The sequence below is a fragment of the Oceanithermus profundus DSM 14977 genome, assembly GCF_000183745.1.
GTDB lineage: Bacteria > Deinococcota > Deinococci > Deinococcales > Marinithermaceae > Oceanithermus > Oceanithermus profundus.
Genome location: NC_014753.1, coordinates 32377 through 56837, shown reverse-complemented (window position 1 = coordinate 56837; position 24461 = coordinate 32377). Strand labels below are relative to the sequence as shown.

At 69.1% G+C, this 24461-nt stretch carries 27 protein-coding genes; 21 read left to right on the top strand and 6 right to left on the bottom strand.

Annotated features, from left to right (window positions below):
• Window positions 1–36: 36 nt before the first annotated feature.
• The 7 genes from OCEPR_RS11655 to OCEPR_RS11620 all read left to right on the top strand — a co-directional run bounded on the left by OCEPR_RS11655 (window position 37) and on the right by OCEPR_RS11620 (window position 7879).
• Window positions 37–636, top strand: a complete 600-nt coding sequence (locus OCEPR_RS11655; RefSeq protein ID WP_013449742.1) for a hypothetical protein — start codon at window positions 37–39, stop codon at window positions 634–636.
• Between the two features lie 75 nt (window positions 637–711).
• A complete protein-coding gene (locus OCEPR_RS11645) occupies window positions 712–3066 on the top strand; it encodes a hypothetical protein (RefSeq protein ID WP_013449741.1) in 2355 nt (784 codons plus the stop codon).
• Entirely contained in the window at window positions 3063–5732 is a 2670-nt protein-coding gene (locus tag OCEPR_RS11640; RefSeq protein WP_013449740.1) for a UvrD-helicase domain-containing protein, read from the top strand. Before OCEPR_RS11645 ends, OCEPR_RS11640 begins: the two co-directional genes overlap by 4 nt.
• 3 nt (window positions 5733–5735) lie before the next feature.
• Entirely contained in the window at window positions 5736–6053 is a 318-nt protein-coding gene (locus OCEPR_RS11635; RefSeq protein ID WP_013449739.1) for an FUN14 domain-containing protein, read from the top strand.
• A 70-nt stretch (window positions 6054–6123) separates the two neighbouring features.
• Complete coding sequence (locus tag OCEPR_RS11630) at window positions 6124–6615, top strand: hypothetical protein (RefSeq protein ID WP_013449738.1); 492 nt, start codon at window positions 6124–6126, stop codon at window positions 6613–6615.
• A 107-nt stretch (window positions 6616–6722) separates the two neighbouring features.
• Window positions 6723–7118, top strand: a complete 396-nt coding sequence (locus OCEPR_RS11625; RefSeq protein ID WP_013449737.1) for an antitoxin Xre-like helix-turn-helix domain-containing protein — start codon at window positions 6723–6725, stop codon at window positions 7116–7118.
• A complete protein-coding gene (locus tag OCEPR_RS11620; protein ID WP_013449736.1) occupies window positions 7115–7879 on the top strand; it encodes an RES family NAD+ phosphorylase in 765 nt (254 codons plus the stop codon). The genes OCEPR_RS11625 and OCEPR_RS11620 overlap by 4 nt, the downstream gene beginning before the upstream one ends.
• An 83-nt stretch (window positions 7880–7962) precedes the next feature.
• Here OCEPR_RS11620 and OCEPR_RS12675 read toward each other — a convergent pair whose 3' ends face one another.
• Entirely contained in the window at window positions 7963–8181 is a 219-nt protein-coding gene (locus OCEPR_RS12675; RefSeq protein ID WP_013449735.1) for a hypothetical protein, read from the bottom strand.
• Window positions 8182–8277: 96 nt separating this feature from the next.
• On the opposite strand from OCEPR_RS12675, the gene OCEPR_RS11615 reads away from it, so the two are divergent.
• Window positions 8278–8550 carry a hypothetical protein gene (locus OCEPR_RS11615; protein ID WP_013449734.1) on the top strand — a complete coding sequence of 91 codons (273 nt, stop codon included), beginning with the start codon at window positions 8278–8280 and terminating at the stop codon, window positions 8548–8550.
• 39 nt (window positions 8551–8589) lie between these two features.
• The gene (locus OCEPR_RS11610) at window positions 8590–8817 is read left to right on the top strand and encodes a hypothetical protein (protein ID WP_222829141.1); all 228 of its coding nucleotides are present in this window, start codon (window positions 8590–8592) and stop codon (window positions 8815–8817) included.
• A 161-nt stretch (window positions 8818–8978) separates the two neighbouring features.
• On the opposite strand, the gene OCEPR_RS11605 is transcribed toward OCEPR_RS11610, so the two are convergent.
• A complete protein-coding gene (locus tag OCEPR_RS11605) occupies window positions 8979–9869 on the bottom strand; it encodes a hypothetical protein (RefSeq protein WP_041554939.1) in 891 nt (296 codons plus the stop codon).
• Window positions 9870–10385: 516 nt separating this feature from the next.
• Here OCEPR_RS11605 and OCEPR_RS11600 point away from each other — a divergent pair.
• The 6 genes from OCEPR_RS11600 to OCEPR_RS11575 all read left to right on the top strand — a co-directional run bounded on the left by OCEPR_RS11600 (window position 10386) and on the right by OCEPR_RS11575 (window position 15325).
• Window positions 10386–11210, top strand: a complete 825-nt coding sequence (locus OCEPR_RS11600; protein WP_148229357.1) for a sigma-70 family RNA polymerase sigma factor — start codon at window positions 10386–10388, stop codon at window positions 11208–11210.
• 94 nt (window positions 11211–11304) lie between these two features.
• A complete protein-coding gene (locus tag OCEPR_RS12400; RefSeq protein ID WP_013449730.1) occupies window positions 11305–12525 on the top strand; it encodes an AlbA family DNA-binding domain-containing protein in 1221 nt (406 codons plus the stop codon).
• 159 nt (window positions 12526–12684) lie between these two features.
• Entirely contained in the window at window positions 12685–13902 is a 1218-nt protein-coding gene (locus OCEPR_RS11590) for an AlbA family DNA-binding domain-containing protein (protein ID WP_013449729.1), read from the top strand.
• 211 nt (window positions 13903–14113) lie between these two features.
• Window positions 14114–14593: a hypothetical protein gene (locus tag OCEPR_RS11585; RefSeq protein WP_013449728.1), complete on the top strand. Its 480-nt coding sequence runs from the start codon at window positions 14114–14116 to the stop codon at window positions 14591–14593.
• Window positions 14590–14826, top strand: a complete 237-nt coding sequence (locus tag OCEPR_RS11580) for a hypothetical protein (RefSeq protein WP_013449727.1) — start codon at window positions 14590–14592, stop codon at window positions 14824–14826. The genes OCEPR_RS11585 and OCEPR_RS11580 overlap by 4 nt, the downstream gene beginning before the upstream one ends.
• A 79-nt stretch (window positions 14827–14905) precedes the next feature.
• A complete protein-coding gene (locus OCEPR_RS11575; RefSeq protein WP_013449726.1) occupies window positions 14906–15325 on the top strand; it encodes a hypothetical protein in 420 nt (139 codons plus the stop codon).
• Here OCEPR_RS11575 and OCEPR_RS12395 read toward each other — a convergent pair.
• Together OCEPR_RS12395 and OCEPR_RS11565 are read right to left on the bottom strand one after the other, a co-directional pair.
• The gene (locus tag OCEPR_RS12395) at window positions 15322–15747 is read right to left on the bottom strand and encodes a single-stranded DNA-binding protein (protein WP_013449725.1); all 426 of its coding nucleotides are present in this window, start codon (window positions 15745–15747) and stop codon (window positions 15322–15324) included. The two genes, OCEPR_RS11575 and OCEPR_RS12395, sit on opposite strands and share 4 nt — an antisense overlap.
• Window positions 15748–15756: 9 nt before the next feature.
• On the bottom strand, window positions 15757–16719 hold the full coding sequence (locus OCEPR_RS11565; protein ID WP_013449724.1) for a tyrosine-type recombinase/integrase: 963 nt from the start codon (window positions 16717–16719) through the stop codon (window positions 15757–15759).
• A 118-nt stretch (window positions 16720–16837) separates the two neighbouring features.
• Between OCEPR_RS11565 and dnaN the strand changes: the two genes are divergently transcribed.
• The 3 genes from dnaN to OCEPR_RS11550 are packed head-to-tail and all read left to right on the top strand — an operon-like array spanning window position 16838 to window position 18810.
• Window positions 16838–18058: a DNA polymerase III subunit beta gene (gene dnaN, locus OCEPR_RS11560; protein WP_013449723.1), complete on the top strand. Its 1221-nt coding sequence runs from the start codon at window positions 16838–16840 to the stop codon at window positions 18056–18058.
• 6 nt (window positions 18059–18064) lie between these two features.
• The gene (locus OCEPR_RS11555; RefSeq protein WP_013449722.1) at window positions 18065–18388 is read left to right on the top strand and encodes a hypothetical protein; all 324 of its coding nucleotides are present in this window, start codon (window positions 18065–18067) and stop codon (window positions 18386–18388) included.
• A gap of 20 nt (window positions 18389–18408) precedes the next feature.
• Window positions 18409–18810 (top strand): hypothetical protein, encoded by a 402-nt coding sequence (locus tag OCEPR_RS11550; protein WP_013449721.1) that lies wholly within the window; start codon window positions 18409–18411, stop codon window positions 18808–18810.
• A gap of 31 nt (window positions 18811–18841) precedes the next feature.
• Here OCEPR_RS11550 and OCEPR_RS11545 read toward each other — a convergent pair whose 3' ends face one another.
• A complete protein-coding gene (locus OCEPR_RS11545) occupies window positions 18842–19657 on the bottom strand; it encodes a hypothetical protein (RefSeq protein ID WP_041554935.1) in 816 nt (271 codons plus the stop codon).
• A gap of 259 nt (window positions 19658–19916) precedes the next feature.
• On the opposite strand from OCEPR_RS11545, the gene OCEPR_RS11540 reads away from it, so the two are divergent.
• From OCEPR_RS11540 to OCEPR_RS11530, 3 genes are all read left to right on the top strand, one after another.
• The gene (locus OCEPR_RS11540; protein ID WP_013449719.1) at window positions 19917–20237 is read left to right on the top strand and encodes a hypothetical protein; all 321 of its coding nucleotides are present in this window, start codon (window positions 19917–19919) and stop codon (window positions 20235–20237) included.
• Window positions 20238–20319: 82 nt separating this feature from the next.
• The gene (locus OCEPR_RS11535) at window positions 20320–20541 is read left to right on the top strand and encodes a hypothetical protein (RefSeq protein WP_013449718.1); all 222 of its coding nucleotides are present in this window, start codon (window positions 20320–20322) and stop codon (window positions 20539–20541) included.
• A 58-nt stretch (window positions 20542–20599) separates the two neighbouring features.
• Window positions 20600–21130, top strand: a complete 531-nt coding sequence (locus OCEPR_RS11530; RefSeq protein ID WP_013449717.1) for a hypothetical protein — start codon at window positions 20600–20602, stop codon at window positions 21128–21130.
• 16 nt (window positions 21131–21146) lie between these two features.
• On the opposite strand, the gene OCEPR_RS11525 is transcribed toward OCEPR_RS11530, so the two are convergent.
• Window positions 21147–24455 carry a type ISP restriction/modification enzyme gene (locus OCEPR_RS11525; RefSeq protein WP_013449716.1) on the bottom strand — a complete coding sequence of 1103 codons (3309 nt, stop codon included), beginning with the start codon at window positions 24453–24455 and terminating at the stop codon, window positions 21147–21149.
• Between the last annotated feature and the right edge of the window lie 6 nt (window positions 24456–24461).

The window sequence follows — 24461 nt, the reverse complement described above, 5'->3', positions numbered from 1 at the left end:
TCGTTTTCTCAGGTTGACTGCCCGGGAGGATCGTGCATGACCCGTATCAACGTCGCGCCGTTTAGTGTTCCCGACGAGGCCAAAACTTTTATTGAAATCGTTCGCCCCTATGCCCACCTCCGCGAGTTCGAATGGACCTCCCCGGTCTCCCTGTCCCGGCCGATCATCGTGCTGGACGGCTTCGTGGGCGTCGGGTACCTGGACCTCGAGCTCGACCTGCGCCCGACCTACCTGCTTGTCCCCGGCGCCGTGGGAATGCCCCTCGACCCCAACGACCAGTACAGCGGGCGCGAACCTCTGCTTCCGATCGGCGCCCGGGTCCTCGAGTTGGACACGGAGCGGCGCTGGCCAGCAGAAGTCGAGGCGGCCTTTGGCCGCCTCGTTGGGTTTGAGCTGCGCCGCATGACGGACTGGGTGGTGTGGCGGGATACGCGCAACCGCATGGAGCGCGTACAGGACGTCTTTCAGGCCGTCGGGCACCTCAACAGCAAGTCCTTGAGCTCCTTAACCGGAATCCCACTCAAGACAATTCGGCAAAGGTTCCGCCAGTACACGCGCGCCAGCGGGCGTGTGGCCGATGCGGAACGTGAACTCCCCCTAGCAGGGCGAGCCTCAGGAGAGGGCTTGCTTTCTTAGTTGTAATCGCCAAAACGGTGCAGGGCGCCCTTCGGGGCGCCCGATTTCTTGGAACAATACGAAGAGGAGGTCGACGTGAAAAACGAGGCAGCGCTTCATACCGTGGTGGGGCCCGCGGGGGCGGGGAAGACCGCCCACGTCCTGTCCCTGGCCGCGGAGCGGCTCCGCGAGCCTACCCCCCACCGCGTGGGCGTCGTCACCCTGCCGCAGGCACGCAGGCACCTGCTCGCCCGCTTTGCCCGGGAACAGGGTGGAGCGCCCGGCTTCAAGGTGCTCCACTGGCAGGCCCTCTACACCGAGATCCTGGCGGAGCTTGGCCGCCTGGGTCCGCCGCTCGACGCGCTTGAGCGCATCGCGCTGGTGGGGGAGGCCCTGCGCGAGGTCGACGGCCGCACCCCGGGCCCGGGCGAGGCCAGCCTATTTGCCCGGGCCATCGCCGAGCTCAAGCGCTACGGGGTGAAGCCCGACAGCGTGCCCGAGCCCGACCGGGAAGCGGCGCGGCTCCGGCAAGTCTACGCGCGCTACGAAGAGTTGCGCCAGGGCCGGCGTTACCAGGACCCCGACGACCGGCGCAACGAGGCCCTCGAGCACCTGGGAGAGCTCGAGCGCCTACCGTACGCCACCCTGATCGTGGACGGCTTCCGTGAGCTGTCGCCGGTAGAGGTGCGCTTCCTCAAGGCGTACGCGAAGCTCGGGGGCGAGGTCGTCGTCACGTCGCCCGCACCGGTCCCCACGCTTCCCACGAGCCAGCTCCTCGAGGAGTCCCATGTCGAACTCGAGCGGTTCGCGCTCCCCAACGTGGTGGAGGAGGCGCGCTGGGTGATGGCCCGGGTGAAGCGCCTGCTGGTCGACGGCGTTTCCCCAAGCGAGATCGTCGTCGTTACGCCCCCGGGCCTGGCGAGCCACTACCGCCACTTCGCGCAGCGTTTCGAAGTCCCGCTCGCCGACGAGCACACCGAGAGCCTAGCCGACCTCGACGAGGGCCGCCACCTTCTCGACCGGCTCGCGCTGGCCGACCACCCTACGGCGGACGCCCTGCGGCGTGTGCCCGGGCTCGAGCCGCTGGCCGCCCGCCTCTACGCCCTGGGGGTCTCGGGCATGGAAGCCACCGAACGGCTAGCTTCCGAGCTGGGCCTGGAAGAGCGCTTCGAGGAGGCCCGGCGGATGCTCGAGCCCGAACCCTCGGAGGATCCCGAAGACTGGGTGCGCAGGTTGATCCAAGAGGATCCGCTACTCGCGTCTTCGCCCTGGGCGGACGAGTTCATGCGCGCCGGCTTCCTCGCCGCGCGCTTCGTAAACGGCCACGACTACGACCCCGCGCGCATGCGCGACTGGTGGCGCGCCCTCTTGGGAACCTTGCGCCCCGTGCGCCAGGAGGCTCGCGGAGTGACCTTCACCACGGCGGGGCGGCTTGGGGGGCGCCGCTTCGAACACGCCTTCGTCGCCGGCGCCTTTGCGGGCGCCTACCTCACGGGTGAGCAGGAAGACTACTTCCTGCCCGACGATCCCGGGGTGCGCCTGCCCTGGGACGCTGCCTTCGAAGAGCTGGGGCTGCCCGAGCGCCTTCGCAACCGGACCCTCTCTCTGTGGGACGAGCTGCGTGGCGCCGGCCGGACGACGACCCTCAGCTTCCCGCTGGCCAGCGCGAGCGGGCCGGTCGAACCGGAAGTTGCGCTGATCGGCATGAAAAAGGAAAAGGTGCCCCTCGCCGATCCTGCGCCCCTCCCCGCCGAGCGCAAGGAGGGCATCTACAGCCCGCCCGAAGTCGCCGCACCCTTGACCTATCGCCACATTGATCAGGTGCGCATGCTCGACGAATGCGGGTACCAGGCCTTTCTTCAGCGGATGAACCTGGGCGAAGAAGACGAGGGCGCGCTTGAGTGGTACGAACTACTCGAACGTTTGAAGGGGGATCGAACGGACCGGGAAGCCCTGGAAGGGCTAGGGTTTGATCCTTCCGAGGTAGACGAGCGCTGGCACTTTTTACCTGAGTTCACCGTCATGGAGAAGGTGGGCGGTGAGATGGGTTTCCCGGTGAAGCTCCACATCGTAGTCAGCGACGACGAGCTTGCCGAGATCATCTACGTGACGACCAAGGAGATAAAGAGCAGCAGGAGTGCCTGGGAGCACGCAAGCAAACGTCCGAGCTATTACCTCGCGGTTAGGCGGTTAGCCCGCGACGGGCGCGAGGTAATGGTGAGCGTCCACTCGATCCCTCTGCGCCGCCGAATCGCTACACGCCAGACTCCTTTCGGGAGATGGGTCCTTCGAAACGAGAATTTCGTACGTGGAGTAGAGAGGGCCGTGCGCATGGTTGCCAACGCCGAACGCGGTGTGTACCGAATTGCACGTAGCGATTATCGCTGTCGCAGCTGTCGCTTCGCCGACATTTGTCGCCACCGCGTCGTGCGGAGAAAGGGGAACGCATGAAGGTCATCGTCGCAAGCGCGGGGACGGGGAAGACGACCCGGCTCACCCAGCGCTACCTCGAACACCTCGAGCAGCATCCGCCGCAGCGCGTCGCTGCGGTAACGTTCACGAACAAGGCCGCGGCCGAGCTTCGGGAGCGCATCTTCGAGGCCCTGGGCCGGGGATCGTTCTACGACTTCACCCCCTCGCCCGCCCTGGCGGAGCGGCTAGCCGACTACCAGGTGAGGGTGCTCGAGGCCCCCATCGGCACCATTCACAGCTTCTTCGGGTACCTGCTTCGGTTGACGGCGCCGATGCTGGGCCTCGACCCTCACTTCGAGGTGATCGACCCGGCGACCGCGCGGGCGTGGTTCCTCGAGGAGGTCCGCAACCTCGCGATCATCGAGGGCGCTGAAGTGGACGAGACCGTGACCACGGCGCTGGTCGAGCTCTTCAAGCGGCGTTCGATCTCCGAAGCCTTCGAGGGAACGGGCGACGCAAGCCGGAGCCTGGTCGCGGGGTTCAAAAAGGTCTACGCCCGCTGGCTGACACGCCTGGGCGGCCGCTATCTCGACCCCAGCGAGATCGAGCGTCGGGCGCTTGCCCTGATCCGCCACCCGGAGGCCCTCGAGCGTGTACGGTCCCGGCTCGGAGTGGTGCTGGTCGACGAGTACCAGGACACCGCGCCGATCCAGGCTCGGGTCTTCGAAGCCCTCGAGGAGGCCGGGGTGCCCATCGAGGTCGTGGGCGACCCCAAGCAGTCGATCTACGCTTTCCGCGACGCCGACGTGGAGGGTTTCCGCGAAGCCCATCGCCGCGCGCGCGAGAACGGGAACGTCGAGACCTTGACGGTGAGCTACCGTCATCCCCCTGCGCTCGCGGACTTCCTCAACGCCTTTACGTCCGCGGAGGCGGCCCTCGGAAAGGCGTTCACCGCCGAGGAGGCCCCCGAGGTCAAGCCGGGCCGCGAGGGCGACGCCCGCGTGGAGCTGATCACCGTGACTCCCGGAGATGGCAAAGCCACGCTGGATGCGTTGCGGAACGGGGAAGCTCGCTTGCTGGCCCGCGAGCTACGCCGACTGCACGACGAGGAGGGCTACGACTACGGGCAGATGCTCGTCCTGTTCCGGCGACGCCATCAGCTTCCGCCGCTCTTGCGGGCCTTGCGGGGAGCGGGTCTGCCCTTCGCGGTCGTTGGGCTGCGGGGGCTTTACGAGGAGCCCGAGGTTCGCGAGCTCTACCATGCCCTGCGTCTGGCCACGGGCGAAGCGCCGCGCGACAGCCTAGCCGTCTTCCTCAGCGGCCCCTTTGGCGGGCTCACGCTCGGGCAAGTGCGCGAGGTGCTGGCCCAGGACGCTCCGGAGTCCTACCTGACCCTGCACCACCCCGAGGCCGCCGAGCGCCTGCTGCGACTCCGGGCCGACGCCGAGAAGATGCGCCCCGCCGAGGCCCTGACGCGACTGATCGAGGCTCCGACGGCCAAGGGTCCTCCCTTCCTCGACCTGCTCGAGCTCGAGATGGCGGACACCGTCCTCTACGTCCTGGGTCGGATTGAGCACACCCGCACGTACCCCGAGGCGGTGGCCACCCTCGAGAGCTTCCGCAGCGGCGGCGAGGAAGAAGCCAGCCTCGCCCGGTTGGGCGGGGACGCCGTGCGGGTAATGTCGGCGCACGCCGCCAAGGGGCTACAAGCTCCCGTAGTGGTGATCTTCGACGCCGACCGCACCTTCAACGGCAACTCCGACGAGCTCGTCATCGAACCACGCACCGGCCGCGTGGCCCTCAACGGCGAGGACGCATACGAATCCATCGCACAGGCGCTGAAGGCTCGCAAAGAGGGCGAGGACCACCGGCTGATCTACGTGGCCCTTTCGCGAAGCTCCGAGCGCCTCATCGTGAGCGCCGCGGTGAAGGAGCCCAGAAAGGGTTCGTGGCTGCACCACCTCACCGAGGTTCTGAACCTCGGGTCGAAGTTCGAACACCGCAACGTAACCCTCGCAGAAATCGCCCTCGAAGAACCCATCGAGCAAGAGGCCGCTACCCTCCCCGTGGATCCAGAGCTCGCCACGCCCCTGCCCCCGGCCCCGCCGGCGGTGAGCTCGCCCACCGCGCTGAAGGCCGAGCGCGAGCTCGAGGTCCCCGATCCCGAGGAGGCATGGCCCGCCGACCCCGAGGCGCGGCTGCTCGGGCGGATCGTAGGCATCCTCGTTCACGAGGGCATTCAGCGCGATTGGGACCCCGACGATCCCGAGGTGCTGCTGGCCCTTGAGGGGGAGCAGGTCCTCGAGGAGGTTCCGGCGGATCGCCGGCCGGCCGTGATCGAAGAGGTGGCCACGCTCCTGCGGGTCTACCGGACCCTGCTGGGCAGCGCCATCCCGAGCCTCGAGGAGCGGGAAGTGGACCTGGCCGAGCTTCCCCTCGTCTACCCGCTCGGGGCTACGGCCTGGGAGGGGGTCATCGACCGCCTGTACCGCGTAGGCGACGTCTGGTACCTCGAAGACTACAAGACCGACCGCGAGGTGCACCCTGAGCGCTACCACTCCCAGCTCGCGCTCTATCGCGAGGCCGTACGCAAACACTGGGGCATCGAGCCCGAAGTGCGCCTCGTCTACCTGCGCACCGGCCAGGTCGTTCCCCTCGATGCTGCTGCGCTGAAAGAGGGCCTGGCCAGCTACACCGGAGGTTGAACCATGGAAGACGGCGTAACGCTGCCCTGGGGCTCCCTGGGGCTGGGCGGCCTGGCGGGCTTCGCCGCCGGGTTCGCCCTCAAACAAGTAGGGCGAATCGTCGCCCTGGTCGTGGGGCTCTTCTTCATCGGGGTGCAGGTGCTGGCCTACCAGGGTTACCTGCATGTGGACTGGGCTGGAATCCAGCGCGACCTGGCCCCGGCGCTCGCCCCCGAGCGCATCGAGTCGATGTGGTCGAAGGCCATAGCCGTACTCACCTACAACCTGCCCTTCGCCGCCGGGTTCGTGCCCGGGTTCTGGATGGGTCTGCGCGCTCGCTGACCCCGACAAGCAAAAAGGCGCCTATTGGTCCCCTTCGTGGTGCTACCCTTGCTTTGATGGAGGTGCAAGAATGACCATCCGCCCTGCTCGCTTCAATGCGGGGGACCTCGATCGAATGTACCCCGCCGCCTTCGTGGACAACGTCGTCGCCGCCGTCCGTCGCGGGGACTACGATCGGGCCATTGGGCTCTTCGACGTGTGGCTCTCCTATCCCTGGGACTTTCACGGAGACGAGGGTATGCGCGTCGACGCCTTTCTAGGCGCCTTTCACAACGCCGTGGATCAGCGAGCCCGCCTTCCCGAGATCGAACAGCGGGGTCAGGATTTCCTCCAGGCATGGACCGACCTGCTCGAGGATTTCGTCCTCTTTCTGGTTCGCGGTGAGCTGGAGTCCGAACGCAAGCGCGAACCGCTGGCCGAACGGCTCCATGAGCTCGAGCAGACCTACGCCGCCGCGGGATTCGCCGCCATGCCGCTCGAACAGATTGAGGAGCTGCTGGCGAACCACCCCAACCCGGACGATTACCTCGAGGCCCGCCGGCGGCTGCTGGCGATCAAGTAGGGCATATCATGAGCAAAAAATGTGCAGCGTTTTTGCACTTTACTACCCTGCGGTAGTAAACTCAGGTAAGCATGACGGAGCCGTTTTGATCTAGAAGGGAGATCGGTATGCCTTTGGCCCACACCGGGGTTTTTGGCCCCGCCCCCATCCTTCCTTTACGGAACCGGAAGAAGGACTACGACGCGCGGGCGATCGCAGAAGTGCTTGGCATCCCCCTCTCCACACTAGCCCCGATCCTCGGCGTGGATTCCTCGACCCTGAGCCGGAACTCGGCCACGCCGAAGATCCGCAAGCGCGCGGCTGAACTCGAGCGCATCCTCAGGATGCTCGAGGAGCTCTACGGGGACCTCGACTACGCCGTCGCCTGGCTGAAAACCCCGAGCACCCGCTGGAGCGAGGAGGGGAGCCTCTCCGCCATCGAGCTCATGGCGAAAGAGCCATGGGGAATGAAGCTGGTGTACCAGACCGTAGCGAACCTTTACAGGGGGGAGCCCGAGACGTGAACGAGGGCCGCGATTTCGACGGCGCCCTGGCGAAAGCCGGGGCGTTCGTTCGTCCACTCGAGGACCACGTCGGCTACCGGGCCATGCGGCCGCCCTATCACTGCCCCGGTTCCGTGCTGCTGAACGGAAAAGGGGCCGAACAGAGCGTGGGTCGCTTCGATGGCTGCACGAAACTTCCTACGCTCTACCTCTCGGCTTCGCCCACCGCGGTGGTGCTGGAAACGCGGTACGGCCTCGACGATCTTGGTCATGGTGGGCAGTTTGTGATGCATGGAGGTTTGCGCCCGCGCCACGAGCGTGCGCCGCTTTGCATCGTCCCGGTGCGGGTTCGCCTCGAGCGGGTGCTTCACCTTGAAGAGCTGCTTTCGAAAGCCCCGGGCCTGCTCCCCATCACCCCGGAAGAGGTGAGCGACCGCTATCACGACATGAAGGCCATTCGTGGCGACTACGTTCCCATCCACGAGCTCGCCCTCGCTGCCCGGAGCGCAGGAATCCAGGGTGTGCTTTACCCCTCGCGGCACGAGCCGGGCAGCCAGAACCTAGCGGTCTTCGTGGAGAACGTGCACCACGGATCGCTTCGCGCGTTGTACGGACTAGACATCCCGTGCCGGCCCGGGTGGTGGCGCTGGTCCGTGATCGCACTCCACACGACACTGGCGTGGGTAACGGGAAAGAGAAACCCCCTGCTGCCTGCACGCAAGAAGGAGGAGCCGTGTCCAGAAGTCGAGAAGAAGCCGCGCTCCTCGCGCGGTCGCACCTGACACGGGTCCCCGACCTGTTGCGCCGCCTCTCGCGTCACAATGCACCTACCACCGCTGGACCCCTGATCGAAGAAGCCGTTCGCCTACTCGTCGATCTCGAGCGCGATGCCCACGTTCTGCATGGCTACGGAGAGGCCCTGGATCCGCTTCCGCGGCAGGTCCTCTGGGCCAGTGAACGCCTTGCGGAGCTGGTGCGCGAGACCGTGCAAGTTCGAGTCCCCCACGAAGCGGCCATGCGGCTCGAAGATCACGCCATTTTCTTCGAGCGCTGGTTGGCCGAAGAAAGCGCCCCTGAAGAGCATCAATAGAACCCCCTGACAAGAAAGCGAAAGGAACGAGGCTGCACAGGGTGCAGGCCTCGCAGTCGTCCGGGTTGTCGCAGGAGAAAGGAGAAGACCATGAGCAATAAGTCGCTCGAGGACGTCCTTAAGGCCGCGGTTGCCTCGCTCGCACAGGCAGAGCCGGCATCCCCGAAACACGAGCTTGAGCGCCTGCAGGGGCTGCGCGCGCGGGTAGAAGACGCCCTGCTCGACGACGGGGCAAGGCGCGAGCGCCTGCAAGAGGTGCTCGAGGCCATGAGCCGACTGATCAACGAAGGTTACCGGGTCGTGCCCACCCGCAAGCACGCCCCGCTGTTCGAAGAGCTCAAGCGCACCGTCCGCGAGCTCTAGAAAGGGGGCTCAATGCCGCGCAAGCGAACGAACGGGGGAGTGCAAAGTCGCCAGCTCGACGAGCGGTTCGCCCTCTCTTACCAGCCCGAGGCGCCCGACCACGGCCGGCCGGAGCTGGCCCTCGTCGACCGCAGGGAGCCCCGCTGGCGCTACGCGATCATCGCGGTAGGGGAGAAGGCAACCCAGTTGTGGGGCCTCGACACCTTCCCTAACGAGGTCCTCGAGCGCGCAAAGGCAGAGCTGAGGGGGGAGGGGCTACTCGGATGACCCCCACCTTCGACCCATATTTACCCCGTTGCCGGCGTAGCCGCGGGTCTCGATTGAGCAACGGCTCGCTTCGCCCGCTTCCACCAGGAGGTGGTGCAGGTCCTCGACGAGATGCGCGCCAGCCGCAGCGCCTTCCCGGAAGACGTCTTCGATGACTAAGCCTACGCCGCCAGCTTCCCCATCCGCGACGCGAGCAGGGCGCCCGGCTTCCGGACGCCGCCCTCCTCGACCTCGGCCATGAGGCGCTCGAGCTGCTGCGCGAGGGCGTAGAGGCGCCCCGAACGCAGCGCCCGCCAGAGGAGACCGGCGAAGTAGCGTACCGAAGCGGCGTCGTCGAGCGCAGCGGCCATCATGCGGGCCACCCGGTCCACGGCGAGGTGGCGGGCTTCCTCCACCAGCTCGAGGTCCACGATCGCGTCGCGCATCTGGCCCCGCGAGGGCTTGGGCGGGAGCGAAGTTTCCCAGGTATCTACCGAAGCAAGAACGCGTGAGGGAGAAGAAAACCCCAAGTCTTTCAAGGTGTTGGTTTTGAAGTCTCTTTCCTCGGTAGAGGTGTGGGAAACTTCGCGCGCACGAATCAAGGCCTTCGCCGTCCGCCCGGCGGCCAGGTCGGCGGCCAGGTCGCGCCAGGGGTGGGTGAAGTCCTCGGGCAGGAAGCCGCCCACCTGCCCGGGCCGCAGCCGCACCCGCACAACGGTGCCGTCGTAGAGGATCCGGCCAGAGCTCGAGCGCAGGTCGGCGACGTGCCCCCGGTGGCGCACCAGGCCCAGGGAGGCCAGGCGCCTCAGCGCCACCCCGAAGCGCTTGCGCGCGGTCTCGGGCTTGGCCTCGGGCCACAGCCGCACCGCGGCCAGGCTCTGCACCACGTGCACGGCCACCTCGGACGCCCGCCGCTGGCGGCTGCGCTGGGCCTGCTGGAGGCCCAGGTAGACCAGGTAGTGGAGGACCCGCTCGGCGTGCTCGCGGGCCTGGCGCGTACGGCCCACGTGGCGCCCCGCCAGGAGCTCCCGGGCGAGCTCGAGGGCGAACGCCTTGCGGTCCCGGGGCAGCACCCGGTCCCAGGCTCGCGTCGTCTCACCCGCGACCCAAAGGTCTTTGGGTTGGGCGATCCCTCGAAGGAACGAAGGTGGAGAATTTACCGTCCTGCTCTGCGCAAATGGCATACGACCTCCCGAGCGGTAGGCCGGGATTCGAGACAATACGCTCCCCCTTGCGCAGAGGCCGGTTTTCTTGTAAAGTGGGCTTTAGAGAGATCGCCCACGTCAAGATGGCTTCTGCGCTGCCCGGACTCCCCAATCCGGGCGGTTCGCATATGGTGTCTCGTGCCTAGCCGCTCATAGTCCCAATGATACCCCGGCTCCCTTCCAACAATGAAGGGAAAAAGTGTATGGCCCGCCGGCGCGATCCGGCGGCTCCTTTTTCGCGCCCAGCCCGGACCGCTGGTGCGCTAGGCTCGAACTGGTCCCCGACGGCGCCGGCGCGCCGGGAGGGGGCCAGGAAGCCCACCCCGGTCGTGCTGGTAAGCCACCCGTCGGGGTGGGAGGAAGAAGATGGGAAGAAGAGCAGCAATGACGTCCGTGGAGGTCCTCCAGCGCTGGGCGGCCGAGTCTCCCCCCAGCCGTGGAGAGATGTACGCGGCCGCGGCCGCGTACCTGAACGGTGAGCGGGGCGCCGCGGTGGAGGCGCTCTACCGGGGCATGGCCCCGGTGATCCACCTGGTGGCCTTCGAGCTGAGCTACGGCTCGCTCGAGCGGTACCAGGACCTCGTCCAGGACGGCTTCGCCTTCTTGGGTGAGTGGGTGCACCGCCTCCCGAAGCGAGTGCTGGCACGCCGGGTCTCCATGGCCCGCCTCTTCCTGGCGGACCTGAAGGTCCACCTGGAGGACCAGATGGCCATGGAGCGCGGGGGCGTCTCGCTCTCGACCGCCATGGCGCGCTTCCTGCGCCAGGTGGCGGCGGTCAAGCGCAACCTCGAGGGGAAGGGCCTTCCGGCCACCCCCGAGGCCATCGCGGGGGAGATCGCGAAGCCCCGCGATGGCCGCCGGGGTCGCGAAGCCGACCCCGAGCGGGTGAGTTGGGCCCTCCAGCTCCTCTCCGTTCTGGAGTTGGACCGGCCCGTGGGCGAGGAGGGGTCGACCACCATCGGCGAGCTCATCGCCGACGAGCGGTACGATCCCGCCGCCGCCTTCGAGGCGGCCCTCGGGGAAAGCGAGGCCAAGGAGACCCTGGCCGAGCTCGAGGCGGCCGCCAAGCTGGCCACCGAAGAGGAGGAGGCCCTCGAGGCCTTCAAGCGCCTGGGGTACGTCCCCAAGGCCCTCCGGGCGGCCTACGAACGCGCCCAGGCCAAGCTGCGCTGGGCCGCGGGTCTCACGGGCAAGGCCGCGGCGGCCTAGCCGCCCGGCTGCGCGTAGCGGAAGGGGCCTACGGGCCCCTTCCTTCCATCCCGGGCCACATCCGGCGCACCACCCGGTCCCCTAGAATGAAAGCATGTACCGCAAGATCTTCGGGGTGCCCACTTCCGCCCTCACCGAGGAGGACCTCCGCTCGCTGATCGACCGCGAGGTCTCCGAAGGGCCCTACCTCGACTACAAGCGCGAGGCTGATCTGGGGACCAAAGGGGGCCGAAAGGAGGCCGCCAAGGACGCGGCCGCCTTCGCCAATGCCTACGGGGGCTACCTGATCTACGGGGTGGAGGAAGAGGGCGGAGTCCCCAAGGAGCTCGTGGGGATGGAGCTCGACGACCCGGACCGTGCCGCGTCTACCCTCGAGCACGCCATCCGCGACCTCACCGAACCCGCGGTCGAGGTACACGCCCAGCCGGTCCGCCTCGAGGACGGCAACTACGCGATCGTCGTCGAGGTGCCCCGCAGCCTGAATGCCCCGCTCATGGCCGATGGTCGGTTCTATCGCAGGGTGGGAAGGAGTTCCGAGCGTATGAGCTACATGGACGTTCGCCGCGCCTTCGCCGAGAAGGGTGACGTGATCAGGAAGATGCGCGAGCGTTTGCGCCAGCGCATCGACGACCTCGAAAGCGGTTACGGCCCCGTTCGCTGGGAGCTTTGGGCCGGGGCGCTCCTCTACGTGGCCTCGGTTCCGACCTACGACGCCGCGGCCGTTCGCGTGCTCGGGCCTGAGGAGCTCCACTCGATACGGTGGCTAAGCGCCTTCGCTGGGCGCTATCGGCTCGGTCACCACGCCGACGGACTGCTCGCGGCCGAGGAGCGCGAACCACACGTGGACTTCGCGCTGATGACGCACGAGGGCGAGCTTTTTCACGGCGTGGGGCCCCTCCGCGAATACACCCACTGCAAGCAGCACGGGGAAGAGCCCCAATGCATCGATGCCCATGCGATAGAGCTGAACGTCACCAGGATGCTGCGCAAGAACCTGCCCCGCCTGGGGGACGTGGGGTTCGAGGGCCCCTACTACCTCGCCCTCGTCTTGGTGAGAGCGCACGGCTACAGGATCGGCAAGCCCCGGTACAGTGGGCGAGAACTACAAAGGCCATTCCTGCTCCTCGACCAACTGCTCCTCGACGATGACGTAGAGGCGATCGCCAAGGCTTCCAGCGACGAGCGCGACGAAGAGGCGTGGCAAAGGGGCACGCGGGTGGTGGCGGCCCGCCTCCAGCCCGTCCTCGATCGCCTTTGGCAGGCAGGAGGATTCACGCACAGCCAGCTCGCGCACGACCTGGGTGAAGGAGGATGAACCTCTGCGCCGCCCGCTACGCGGTAGAGAGGGCGCTCGCAAAGTCCGTCCCCAACGTACATCTCCATCCCTCACCGGTACCGACTAGGTCCACGGAGCCCCTCTGGGTGGTGTTCTAGCACACCAGGCCCCCCTTCGTATCCCCCCTAGGCTAAAAACATGGAAAAGATCTTTGGCAGCATGCCCCCAACGGAAAAAGACCTCGAGCGCCTCGTCACCGACCGCGTGCGCGCGGGCCACCACCTCGTCTACGTCCCAAGGCCCTCCGATGAAGATGAAGAGGCCCCCCAGGGCGAGGAGGCGGGTCGCGACGAGGGGGAGTCTCAAGTCGAAGCGCTCGTCCATGCCGCAGCGGCGTTGGCGAACGCCCACGGCGGCGTCGTCGTGCAGGGGATCGAAGCCACCGGCGACCTTCCCGTGCGGCTCGTGGGCTTCGACGGCGCCCCCTCGTTTCATGTCGCGATGCTGCTTCGAGACGCTCTCGAGGAGCACGCCGACCCGCCCATCGACAACCGAGTGGTCACGGTCGACCTGGACGACGGCCGCTACGCGATCGTCGTCGAGATTCCGCCGAGCCTCGACGCCCCGCACCAGGTGAACGGGGTCTACCCCCAGAGGTCCGGCCGCGAGACCGTCGTCATGACGGCCGCGGAGATCGACCGGGTGCGGGCGCACCGCCGGACCGTCCTCGAGGGGTTCCGTGCCCGGGCGCGCGAGCTTGCCGACGCGGCCCAGCACGGCCGGAACGTTCCAGTGAAGGAGACCGACGGCGTGGGCCTCTACCTCTACGTGGCCTCCGTGCCGCTCGCGGTGTCGGGTCGCGAGGTCGAAATCGGACCCGCGGGCGACGGGCTCCCTGCGATGCACCTGCTCCTCGGCCCTCCCGAAGCGCGGGTGGGGTTACGACCCACCCACTTCGGTGCCCTGGGGACCCGACCCGACGCCAAGGACGGGAGCGTCGAGGAGCTCGTCTACCTGACCCACCGGGGCGAGATGCTCCTCGGATTGCCCGACGCCCGAGCCTTCGAGGTCTCGGGGAAGCGCTTTTGTTTGAGCACCGACGAGCTCCTCGAGGCCGTCCCCGAAGCGCTGACCCCCAACCTGGCGTCCCTCGTGTCCATGGGTTTCGAGCCGCCGTTCTACGTCGCCCTGGTCGGGGCGGGGGAGTCCACCGACGTGCGGTTCTCTCGGGGCCCATCGTGCGGCTACCCCATCGCGCCTGGTGAGCTCCTCGTCGAGGCCCGGCTCCCCCTCACGCCCATGCGGACCCTGGACCTTTCCCCCGAGGACGGGATGACCCAGGAGGACTACTTCTACGAGAGGCTCGCCCACCCCATCCGCCCCTTCCTCGACCGCATCCGCCAGGCGGTGGGTTAGCAAAGCCCTGGCCTAGACGTCTCGACGAGTCCTCCTGAGCTGCCCCGCATCCCGCACCTACCCGTCCCCCACCCAGGGGGACACTTTTTGCGCCCAAGGAAGACCGGAGTTTTGCCAGACTGTGTGGCATGTGGGAACCGCGCTTTCGACCCTCCTTCCCCCAGCACGCACCGAGGCCCTCCACCTCGCGCTCCGCTCCGGGAGGCCGGCCGTGATCGAGGTTCGGAACCTGGGGGCGCGCCGGGCCCGGGACGGCGGCCAGATCAGCAACTACCTCATGCAGCACTCCGCCGGGTACCGCTTCAACCTGGGTCAACGCCTCCGCTACGAGGGCCGCTGGCGCCGCTTCGGGTTCGGCGCCGAGCGCGGCCCCTGGAGCTTCTTCCTGACCCTGATGCCCGACGTCTACGAGGATCTCCTCGAGCACCTGGAGCGCACCAAGGGCGAGCCCCCCTCCGAGGACGAGGTGGCCCGCACGCTCAAGGAGAAGCGCCTCGCCGAGGTCCCGCCGCTGATCGCCATCGCCCACCGCAGGGGAGGGGAGCCCCGCGCCCCCCGCAACCTGGAGCTGCGCCGCGACGGCGACCTCTGGTTCCTCGAGGCCGAGTGGGCCGGCTGGCCCTGGCGGGTGCACCAGAGCCTCAAGCTGCTGCACCGCATCCTCGACGAACTGCAAGGAGTCGAACGATGAAAAGGAACGAACGCCTCTACGGCGACCTGTCCCCCAGGGAACTCCTCGACGAGGGCGCCGAACCCGTCCTGCTGGTACGCCCCGGGGAAGGTCAGGCCCCCTACCGGGTGCCGCTCTACTCCGGCGAGGACCTCGACGCCGCCGTCGCCCGCGCCAGGAGCGCCGTGCCCGACGCCGAAGCGATCGAACTACAGGTCTACCTCCGGGGACGCTTCCACTACGTCCGCCTCTAGACGGTCCCCGTCTCCTCCCACCGAAGGCCCCCGCGCGAAGGCGCGGGGGCTCTTCCTTGGCCCCAAGAAAGGAGCGACGATGGCACGAAACCCGCCCCCGCCGCCGCACCTGCGCCTGAAGAGCGTAGCCGGCCGGCCCCTCCCCGAGGCCTTCGAGGCCGCCCTGGCCGCCCGCCTTACCGACCCCGGGCTCACCCGTCGCTTCGGGCGCCTGCGCCGCCGCGCCAAGCCGCTCCCCCCGAGCGCGGTCCACGGCCTGTGCGAGCGCCTGGAGCCGCTGGGCCTCGAAGCGCCGCGGGTGTACGCGGTGCCCTACCTGCCGCCGGAGTCCGGCATGCGCGCGCTCGCCCTCGTCGTCCAGGGCGAGGACGCGCCCGACCGCGGCCTCTTCCTGATGCGCCAGGGCGGCCGCTGGGTGCACCGCCCCCAGCTCGAAGCCGCCCTGCGCCGCCTCGATCCCGGCGGCGCCTTCCTCCGGGTCGCGGCCCGGCCGCCCTAGCCCTCCCGGCAGAACTCCGGCGGGCAGGACCCCTCGCCCACGAAGCGCACCAGGGTGACGTAGCGGTCCTGGTTCGAGCCCTCGACCAGGTGGGGCGGGTCGCCCTCGCGGGCGCCGCGGGAATACTTGATCACCCGCGGCAGGTCCCGCCGCTCGGCGAGGTCGCGCCGCTTGTAGACCGCGCCCCCCAGGGTCACCGCCTCGACGAAGCCGCCCGACTCCACCACCTTGGCCCCGAGCAGCCGCCAGTCGAAGCAGCGCTCGCAGGCGAGCGGCAGCACGATCCCCTGGTAGCGCAACCGCACCGCGGTCCAGCCGGCGGCGCCGCGCTCGCGCAGCACCGCGTAGAGGTCCTCCCCGTCCTCGAGCTCGGCCTCGACGGGGACGCCGATGGGGGTCTCGAAACGCACCTTCAGCCTCACGTCTTCCTCCTAGAGGGTCCAGACCGGCCCCTCGGGGTGGTCCACCCCCAGGAACTCGGCCACCGCCTCGCGCTTGCCGAGGCGCTGCCAGGCGAGCTCGCGGGCCCGCGAGCGCAGCCGGCGCGCCGCCATCCGCCGCCCCTTGCCCACGCCCGCCTCCTCGAAGAGCTCGGCGAGGCGCCGGGCGAAGGCGTCCTGCTTGAGCGGCACCCGCCGCCTGGGGCTCACGAAGAAGGCCTCCTCCTCGGGGAGCGCGCCCAGTCGGGCCCGGGCCTCCAGCCAGGCCTCGACCGCCTCGCGCGCGGCGGGGGAGAGGTCGATCCGCCGCTCGACGTAGTAGGGGGTCTTGCGCACCCCCAGCCGCCCCTCGGCGTAGTCGCCGAGGCGCAGGTGCTCCATCTCCCGCTGGCGCAGCCCCGCGTCGCCGGCCAGGTAGAGGATGGCCCGCAGGAGCGTCCGCTCCGGCTCCGGCCGGCCGTCCGCGGCCGCGAGCAGGCGGCCGAACTCCTCGTGGGTCACCGGGGGCTGCTGGTCGGCCCGGTCCTTGCGCAGCACCGGCCAGCGCACCTCGTCCGGCCAGGGGTGGCCGGCCCAGGCGAAGAAGTCCACCGCCCGCCGCAGCCCGTGCAGCCAGGTGCGCAGGCTGCCCGCGGCCAGCGGCCGGCGCGGGGCGTTGCCCTCCAGCCGGTGGCGACCGGCCGTGGTCAGCGCCGCCGCCCAGGCCTCGACGTCGCCCGGCCGCAGGTCGAGGCCCTCCCGCCCCTGCCACAGCCACAGCCAGGCGAGGAAGTCGCCCAGGGCCGCGCCCCAGACGCCCCGGCTCGACTCCGGGTGGCCGAAGCCGCGCAGGAAGGCGTCGAAGCCGGCGAGCACCCCCGCGACGTCCCGCCCCTGGAGGGCCGCCGCGATCCGGCGGCGCCGCTCGTCGGGGTCGAGCCAACCGTGGTCCTCGAAGAGGCCGAGCTGTTCCATCCTCACCTCCCCGGAGAGCATACCCGCCCCCCTATCTAACCCAAGCCTACCCCGGACGCCCCTCCGAATGGGCGCGTCCTTCGCACGAAGCCCCCGTGTGGGGCAGGAAGGAGACCGCATGGAAGCCACGCTGAGACGCCCGCAGGAAACCGCCCCCGAACCCCAGACTGCCGACGCCGCCGACGCCGCCGACGCCGTCACGATCACCGTGGAGACGAAGGCCCTCAAGGGGGCCCTCGACCGGCTGGCGCGCGTCCTGCCCGCCCGCAGCAGCGAGCCCGCCTACCTCAGCGTCGCCCTCACCCCCGCCGAGGGGGCGCTGGTCCTCGCCGGCACGAACGGCGCCCAGGACCTGGAGCTCGTCCTCCCCGCCGAGGCCCCTCCCGGCCCCACCCGGCTAGTGCCGGCGGCGCCGCTGACCCAGGTGGTGCGCTCGCTGGGCGCCGGGACCGTGACCCTGACGCTGGAAGGGGAGACGCTCACCCTGGAGGCCGGCCGCTTCGCCACCCGCCTGCACCTCTCCGCCGGGGACCTGGAGCTCCCCCTCGACTTCGGCGGGGACCCGCTGGCGAGCCTCCCCGCGGCCGAGCTGGCCGCGCTGCTGGAGCCGGTGGCCTACGCCACCTCCAACGAGAACTACCGCGCCGTCTTCACCGGCGTCCAGCTCGAAGTCCACCCCGAGCGGCTGCGCGGGGTGGCCTCCGACGGCTTCCGCCTGGCGCTCGTCGACCGCCCCCTGCCCGAAGGGGCCGCGGTGCACCGCACCTTCCCCGTTCCCGAGGACGGCGACGGCGCCGCCCCCGAGCCGCTGGCGCTGGTCGTCCCGAAGGCCTCGGTGGTGGAGCTGCTGCGGGTCCTCCGGGGGGTGGAGGGGGTGGTCCAGCTCCACCACCGCCCCGGCCGCCTCGCCCTCCACGCCGAGGGGGTGCGCTACGCCACCGCCCTCCTCGACGGGACCTACCCCGAGTACGCCCGGGTGATCCCCGCCGAGGCCCCCTTCGTGGCCGAGTTCGACGTCCGCCCCTTCCGCGAGGCCCTCCGGCGCACCACGGTGATGAGTGACGCCACCAACCACCGCGTCGACCTCACCTTCGAGGAGGGCCGGGTGCGGCTGGTGAGCGAGGGCGACTACGGCCGCGGCGAGGAGGTCCTGGAGGGGATCGACTACCAGGGCGAGCCCCTGACCACGGCCCTCAACGCCAGCTACCTGGAGGACGCCCTCGGCCCGGTGGCGCGCCGGGCGCGCCTCGACCTCACCGGCCCGACCACGCCGCTGGCGGTGCGCGACGCCGAGGCGCTGGACGGCTACCTCGCCGTCGTGGTGCCGCTGCGCGTCTAGCCGGCCATGCTCCAGCCCTATCCCAAGACCCCCGCGGGCCGCGCCGGGCGCGCGGCCCTCTTCCTGCTCATGGCCGCGGCCGACCCCGGCCTGCTGGAAAGCCGCTACTTCGAAGGGCTCTTCTCGGAGCCCAAGGTCGCCCGGATCCTGGCCCGGCGGGTGCGGGCGAACGCCGCCCTCGCCGAGCTGGCCGTGCGCCACGCGGGCCAGCTCCCGGAGGAGGTCGTGCAGGCCGCCCGGGCCGCCCTGGCCGCGGCCCCGAAGCGTATACCGCTCTTCCCCGAACTCGTGCGCGAGGCCCATGCGGCCCCGGAGCGCGAGGCCGCCTGACGCCTACGAAAGGAGGTCCCATGCCGAACCCCGGTGAAGCCCTCGCCGTCGTCCTCGTCCCCGCCGAGGTCGCCGACGCCCTGCGCCGCCCCATCTTCGCCCCCCAGCACCAGGTCGACTGGCTGCTCTTCCCCCGCCTGAACCGCCTGGTCGCCCGCGGCCTGGGGGAACGCTACCTCTCCGTCCCCGCCTACGCCAACGCCCCCGGCTCCGGCGCGGAGCCCTGGCCGCTGCGCTTCCACCTGGAAGGGAAGGCCCTCCCCGGGCCCGGCGCCCTGCGCTTCGAGGTCCTCGAAGGGGGGTGGGTGCGCTTCGAGCGCGAAGGCGCCGCCGACCTCGTCCTCCCCCTGGAGCGCCTCGCCCCCGGGGAACTCGCGGCCGCTTGGCCCGACTTCGTCGCCCGCAGGCCGCGGGCCGCCTGACCGGCCCCGGGAAGGCGCCGCGACCGGGCCGCTACGCGCCCTCGGCGGCATCCAGGGCCCGGGCTACCCAGCGCGGGCAGGGGCGCTCCTTCAGTACGGTGGCGGGAACGACGATCGTTTCCTCGACTTCTCCGTATCGAGCCTTTTCGTATGGGAAATCCTTGGGGGGCTCGAACAACGAGACGTGCTCCCGCGAATCGGGCCTTTCGTAGACGATTCGGATTACCGCATCCACGACCCTCGTCGCGTCGTAGCAGCGCACGAGGTCCTCGCTCCCGTAGAGCAACGAGAGGACGAGGCAGCCCAGCTCTTCCGTTTGCCCCTCCTTGAGAACCCCGTCGACGGGATCCAACCTGAGGATCCGCACGGTTGCGCCGCTGGGTATGGCTGCGGGGAAGTCGCTTCGCCTGCCCAGCTCCTCCAAGGGCTTCCTTGTTGGCACCTTCGTGGTGCACGACTCCAGAAAGTAGGCCGATAGCAAGAGGACGCCGTACTTGCCCAGGTTGGAGACCTCGATCCACGAGCTTTGCCGCCCGAGCGCATCGTCGAACTCCTTCACCACCCGGACGCCCAGGAGCGGTGCGAGGTCCGCCGCGGCCATGCGCGCCTGGAGCTCCTGCATCGCCCGGGTGGCCTCCGCCTGGGCCTGGGTGGAGCGCCACAAGGCCACGGTGAAGAGGGCGACCACGAAGCCCGGCCAGGTGGGGGCCGCGAAGCTGGCCGCCCGATCCGGCTCGAGGCCGAAGCGCAGGAGCACCCCGTAGACGAGGTAGGCGAGGAGACCGGAGAGGACCAGGGCCCCGGCCAGGCCGACGAGCCACGACGCCACCGCCTTGATCCGAGCCATCCCAACCATGCTAGCACCCCGCTTAACCCATACCCACCCCTCCCCCTACCCCACACCCCCCACCCACCCCAACCTCCCCCCTTCCCCACCCTCGCCGCTTTCGCGGAGGCTTGCGCGGGCGCGAGCGCGTGCGCGAAAGCGGGTTGGGGAGGGGAGGGGAGAGGGGGTTTGGGGGTGGTGGTGAGGGTAGTTGGGGGGGTGTGTATGGTTTGGGTCATGAGCGCCGGGGTGGGGGCCTGGGGTGCGCTAGCGTGAGGTCATGGAGCTCGTGGGTTTGTTGGACGAGGTGCGAGAGCTGGCCCGGGCCGCGGAGGAGACCTGGCGGGGGGTCAGGGAGGCGATGGCGACGATCCATCGCTACCGCGAGCCCGGCAAGTGGGAGCACTACGCCACCCAGGACGCGCTGCTCGGCGATGCGGTGCAGGAGCTCGGGGAGCTCGAAAGGGAGCTCGAGCGCTGCATCGTGCTGGGGCAGTGCGAGGAGGCGGAGCCTAGGCGCCGCTACGAGGAGGTTCGCCGCAGGCTCGAGGAGAAGGTCTTCGGCGTGACCCGGGGGGTGGCCAGGAACCAAGGCGGATAGCCCCACCCCTTCGTCCATCGAGCAAGCGGCCCTTCGGGGCCGATTTTTTCATGGTCGCGGCGATCCGAGAAAGGAGGTGGGCATGCCCAAGGGAGAACGAGGCTTCGTGTACTGCGTCGACGACCCCGGCCTGGAGGACCTCTGCGAGCCGTGCCTCGAGGAGCTGGCCGAGCGCCTGGCCGAGCGTCTGGGCCTCGGCGTGGAGATGGTCTTCGACGAGGCAGGGAGCGAACGCATCGACCTCTACGACCCCGAGGACGAGGAGGCGGTGTACGGCTACCGCGTCCGGCGCCGGGCGCACTGAGGTCCGCCGGCCAGGCGGGGCTCGGGGCGCCGGGCCCGCCGAACCAGAGGAGGTAACCATGATCTTGAAGAGTGGGAACCTGTTTGACCCCAACCTGAAGGACGCCCCCGACCTGCGGCTCTTCACGGCCAACGGGGTGGTGAAGCGCAACGGGGAGCTCGTGATGGGCGCGGGCGCGGCCAAGATGGCGAAGCAGCTCGACCCCACCGCGCCGGCCGTCTTCGGCCGGCTCGCGCGGGAGGAGGGCGCCTACGACGAACGCTACGGGGCCTACGTCTACGGGCTGCTGGTGGACCGGGAGCTGGGCCTCGGGGCCTTCCAGACCAAGTTCCACTACAGAGGGCGCGCCAGCATCGACCTGATCGCCCTGGCCGCGCAGAAGCTCGCGGTCTTCACCTCGCGGAATCCAGGCCTGCGCATCGGGGTGAACTTCCCCGGGGTTGGGCTCGGACGGCTGGACCGCATGTCCGTGCAGGCCGTCCTCGAGGAGTTCTGGTGGGACCTTCCCATCGAGGTGTGGCGCTTCAGCCCGCGCAGGTTGCCCGCGAACGCCCCCGTGTACCGGTTGCCGGTGAAGTCAGGAACGTGATCGGTGAAGCGACGGCCTAGTCAAAAAGGGGCTTTTGCTCGTCGTCCACCTTGAATTTTGGCGGCTGCCGCAGCTCCTCCGGGATCTCGTCCAGACCGAGCTCATCAGGGGTGAAGAGTGGGGAGGCGAGCACCTCCTCGAGTAAGGGCGCCTGCTCGCGGTTGATCTCGACCGTTCGCTCGAGGACCTCGATGAGCTCGAGCAGCTCCTCCGTGAAACGGGCGGGCCAACGGCTGGGAACGATGGCATCGAGTGCGCTCGAGGACTTGCCCGCAGGCTTCTTCATCCGGTACTTGAGCCAGCGCCGCAACGGCTTCCAGCCCGAGATCTCGTAGTCCCAGGCGGCTCTGGAAACCGGGGCGACGGCGCCTTCGCCGACGCGAAGCGTCTGTGTTTCGGGGTCGTAGGAGAAGTCCTCGGGATAGCCCTCCTCGGTGTGGGGGATGGCCTGCACCACCTTCGCACGCAAGGGGGGCGGCCAGGTGCGCCCGTCGGCGTAGCGCTCCCCGTAGGTGTGCAGCCAGAGGAGTTCCCGTCCGAGGGCGACCGCCCGCTCGAAGAGGCGCGGGTCCTTCGTCACCGGCACCCGGGGGCCGGGCTCCGCCTCGAGCTCTTCGTGAAAAGCGGCGGTGTAGGCCGGGTTGGAAAGCAGGCCGTAGACGTAGGCGGCGAAGTCCCCCGGCAAGACGTCAAAACCCAACTCGTCTTTCAGGGACGAAAGCAGCGCCGGGGCCAGGTTGGGTCGTTCACCGGCGGGGTCACGGAAAAGGGGAAGGACGTCTTTGCCGCCTCTACCCGAAAAGTAATGCCTGTCGGGGATGAGCGCCGTCGCCATGATCGCAGGACCCGCCCCCAGGGGTATGCTCATCAACGTCGTGAGGTAGAGCTGCCCCGGGCCGTGGCTCGCGACGAGGGGCGGCCGAAGGCGACTGGCCAAGCGAGGGTCGAGCAGGGCCCACTGCCGGTCCAGGCTCCGGAAGCCGTATCGAACCGGTTCAGTCGGGGGAAACGAAGGTGACAGCTCGCCTATCGGATCTAGCGATTTACCGGTAACGGGGTCATCTACCTCCGAGAAAACCGTCCGGTCATCCGTTTCTTTGAACAACCTTTGCCGCTCGTCCAGCGAGGCTTCGAGAAGCCTTCTCCAGCGCGCCCTCAGAACTTCCGGATCGGGGGCGATGGGCCACGTGCGCTTGAACTCCACACCCGAGTACTGCCAGGGAAAGAGGTCACGCAGAGGAAGAAACGACAGGTAGTCGCCGGATGCGCCCGGCACGAAGGGGGCATCGGGGGCTTCGGGGGCGTCCTTCCAGGGCAGGTCGTCGAGGTTCGAAAGCGCAGCCAGCCGCTTGAGCTTGGCCTCGCGGGGACCCCGCAGGCGCACGTAGCGAACCCGAGCACGGGCGCGGGCTTTCTCGCGCGCGTAGCGGACCCCCACCGCGATCGCCACCGGGGTTTCGATGTTGAAAACGTTCTCGTCGTCACGGGCCCAGGAGGGCGCGCGGTTGTCGCCCCCCAGGTCGAGGATCCAGAGGTCGTCGAAGACCTCGCGCATGAACTTGCGCATGCCGGCGAAGCCGGGCCCGCGCAGGTAGGAGCTGGCGGTGATGAAGGTCACGATGCCGGGCCCGGGGGCGCCCGGCGACTCGAAGACCTTCCACAGGGCCCAGCGCCAGAAGTAGACGTAGAGGTTGTAGACGTTCTTGAGGTGAACGCTCGCGCCGGCTTCCCGCACGGGATCGATGAAATCGTCCAGCAGACGCCGCTCGGCGTAGGGGCCGAAGAGCTTTTCCCGAGCTTGCCTGCGGGCCTGCTCTGACGTGGCTCCGAAACCGAAGCGGACCCAACCCCCCTTGGGATCATCAGCACTGTGGCGGTCGTACGGGGGGTTTCCGATGACGACCAGCACCGGGGCGTCCCGCTTGACCGCCATGGCTTCCTCGTGCTCCTTCACCAGGGGCTTCTCAAGAACCCCCAGGTGGGCCAGCGGCCGCAGCTCGGGCGCCTCCAGTGTGTCGGTGAGGTAGACCTGGGGCTTTCCTTCCGCCCCCTCTTCCAGGTAGGCGCGTTGCAGCCGCAGGTGCGCCACCGCGTAGGGGCCGATCAGGATCTCGAAGGCGAACAGCCTCTGGGCGAGCTCCGCAGCCTTTGCGGGCACGATGCCTTCCCCGAACCGGGACCGAGCCTCTTCGAGGGCCAGGTCGAAGGTGGCGAGCGGAAAGGTTCCGGTCCCCGCGGCCGGATCGAGGACCAGGACGCCCTCGTCCGCCAGCCCCGCGGGCTTGCCCATGCGCCGCAAGGCGTCGTGGGTGAGGCGCACCATCGCGCCCACCACCTCCACGGGGGTGTAGTAGACCCCGTAGTCCTTGCGCATCTTGGGGTCGTAGGCCGCCAGGAAGTCCTCGTAGAAATAGAGCCAGGGATCGCGCCCGTGCGTCCCGCCGTTGCGTAAAGCCGCCGGGTCCAGGGCCTCGAGGACGCGCGCGAGCAGCTCGTACTCGACGCGAACCTCTTCGTAAGCCCTCGACCCCGGGTAGGCGAGGACCTCGAGCACCGAGCCGAGCAGCCCGTGGTGGTCCCGCAGGGCGTCCGCGGCGCGGCGCGGGTCGTGGAGCTCGGCGGCGCCCTCGATTCGGGCCAGCAGAAGGGCGAAGGTGAGCGTCTGGGCATAGGCGTCGGCGAAGCGCTTCTCGTTCGCCTCGGGGAAGAGGGTGTTCTGCCACGTCTCCCAAAGCTCCCTGATTCCCGAATCGGAGACGATCACGGCATCGGCGACACGCTGGCGGACGATCCGCGTCAGGTCCGCGAGCAAGTCCGCGAGCTCCCGCGGGCGCGAGGGAACGATCGGGCTCCAGCTGAGGAAGTCGGCGAAGAGGGCCTCGATCTCCTGCGTGACGCGCTCGTCGACGGCTTCCGAGCCGGCCTCGAGCGGGTCGGCCGCGAGGGAGGCCCGGCGCTCAGCCTTCCCCTTGCGGTAGAGGATCCAGTCCCGGCCGTTCGTGTAGATGAGGTTCGGCAGGTTCCGAAACCTGTTCCACTGCCGCCGATCGTGCCCCCGGAAGCTCGAAGGGGCGATGCTCTTGCCGGGCTCCTTGAGCTCGATGAAGCCGACCAGGGCGCCGTTCAGGTACACGCCCACGTCGGGGCGGCCCTCGTCGATGCGGATCTCGGTTTGGGCGCTGACCCCGGGGTGGGCCTCGAGGAGGTCTTTGATCAGGGGCTTGAGCTGGTCTTCCGGATCGCCGGCCGCGCCCGCGACCGAGTAGGCCGAGCGCATCCCCTCGGCGAACCGCTCTAGGGCCTCTTGAAGGTCGACCGCTGGCATATTGGG

Coding starts and splice junctions, on each gene's coding strand:
- OCEPR_RS11590 (WP_013449729.1), top strand. CDS start 12,685: ATGGAAAAGATCTTTGGCAGCATGCCCCCAACGGAAAAAGACCTCGAG.
- OCEPR_RS11655 (WP_013449742.1), top strand. CDS start 37: ATGACCCGTATCAACGTCGCGCCGTTTAGTGTTCCCGACGAGGCCAAA.
- dnaN (WP_013449723.1), top strand. CDS start 16,838: ATGGAAGCCACGCTGAGACGCCCGCAGGAAACCGCCCCCGAACCCCAG.
- OCEPR_RS12675 (WP_013449735.1), bottom strand. CDS start 8,181: ATGCTCTTCAGGGGCGCTTTCTTCGGCCAACCAGCGCTCGAAGAAAAT.
- OCEPR_RS11580 (WP_013449727.1), top strand. CDS start 14,590: ATGAAAAGGAACGAACGCCTCTACGGCGACCTGTCCCCCAGGGAACTC.
- OCEPR_RS11625 (WP_013449737.1), top strand. CDS start 6,723: ATGCCTTTGGCCCACACCGGGGTTTTTGGCCCCGCCCCCATCCTTCCT.
- OCEPR_RS11630 (WP_013449738.1), top strand. CDS start 6,124: ATGACCATCCGCCCTGCTCGCTTCAATGCGGGGGACCTCGATCGAATG.
- OCEPR_RS11555 (WP_013449722.1), top strand. CDS start 18,065: ATGCTCCAGCCCTATCCCAAGACCCCCGCGGGCCGCGCCGGGCGCGCG.
- OCEPR_RS11600 (WP_148229357.1), top strand. CDS start 10,386: ATGACGTCCGTGGAGGTCCTCCAGCGCTGGGCGGCCGAGTCTCCCCCC.
- OCEPR_RS11535 (WP_013449718.1), top strand. CDS start 20,320: ATGCCCAAGGGAGAACGAGGCTTCGTGTACTGCGTCGACGACCCCGGC.
- OCEPR_RS11530 (WP_013449717.1), top strand. CDS start 20,600: ATGATCTTGAAGAGTGGGAACCTGTTTGACCCCAACCTGAAGGACGCC.
- OCEPR_RS11550 (WP_013449721.1), top strand. CDS start 18,409: ATGCCGAACCCCGGTGAAGCCCTCGCCGTCGTCCTCGTCCCCGCCGAG.
- OCEPR_RS11540 (WP_013449719.1), top strand. CDS start 19,917: ATGGAGCTCGTGGGTTTGTTGGACGAGGTGCGAGAGCTGGCCCGGGCC.
- OCEPR_RS11575 (WP_013449726.1), top strand. CDS start 14,906: ATGGCACGAAACCCGCCCCCGCCGCCGCACCTGCGCCTGAAGAGCGTA.
- OCEPR_RS11565 (WP_013449724.1), bottom strand. CDS start 16,719: ATGGAACAGCTCGGCCTCTTCGAGGACCACGGTTGGCTCGACCCCGAC.
- OCEPR_RS11640 (WP_013449740.1), top strand. CDS start 3,063: ATGAAGGTCATCGTCGCAAGCGCGGGGACGGGGAAGACGACCCGGCTC.
- OCEPR_RS12400 (WP_013449730.1), top strand. CDS start 11,305: ATGTACCGCAAGATCTTCGGGGTGCCCACTTCCGCCCTCACCGAGGAG.
- OCEPR_RS11615 (WP_013449734.1), top strand. CDS start 8,278: ATGAGCAATAAGTCGCTCGAGGACGTCCTTAAGGCCGCGGTTGCCTCG.
- OCEPR_RS11525 (WP_013449716.1), bottom strand. CDS start 24,455: ATGCCAGCGGTCGACCTTCAAGAGGCCCTAGAGCGGTTCGCCGAGGGG.
- OCEPR_RS11635 (WP_013449739.1), top strand. CDS start 5,736: ATGGAAGACGGCGTAACGCTGCCCTGGGGCTCCCTGGGGCTGGGCGGC.
- OCEPR_RS11545 (WP_041554935.1), bottom strand. CDS start 19,657: ATGGCTCGGATCAAGGCGGTGGCGTCGTGGCTCGTCGGCCTGGCCGGG.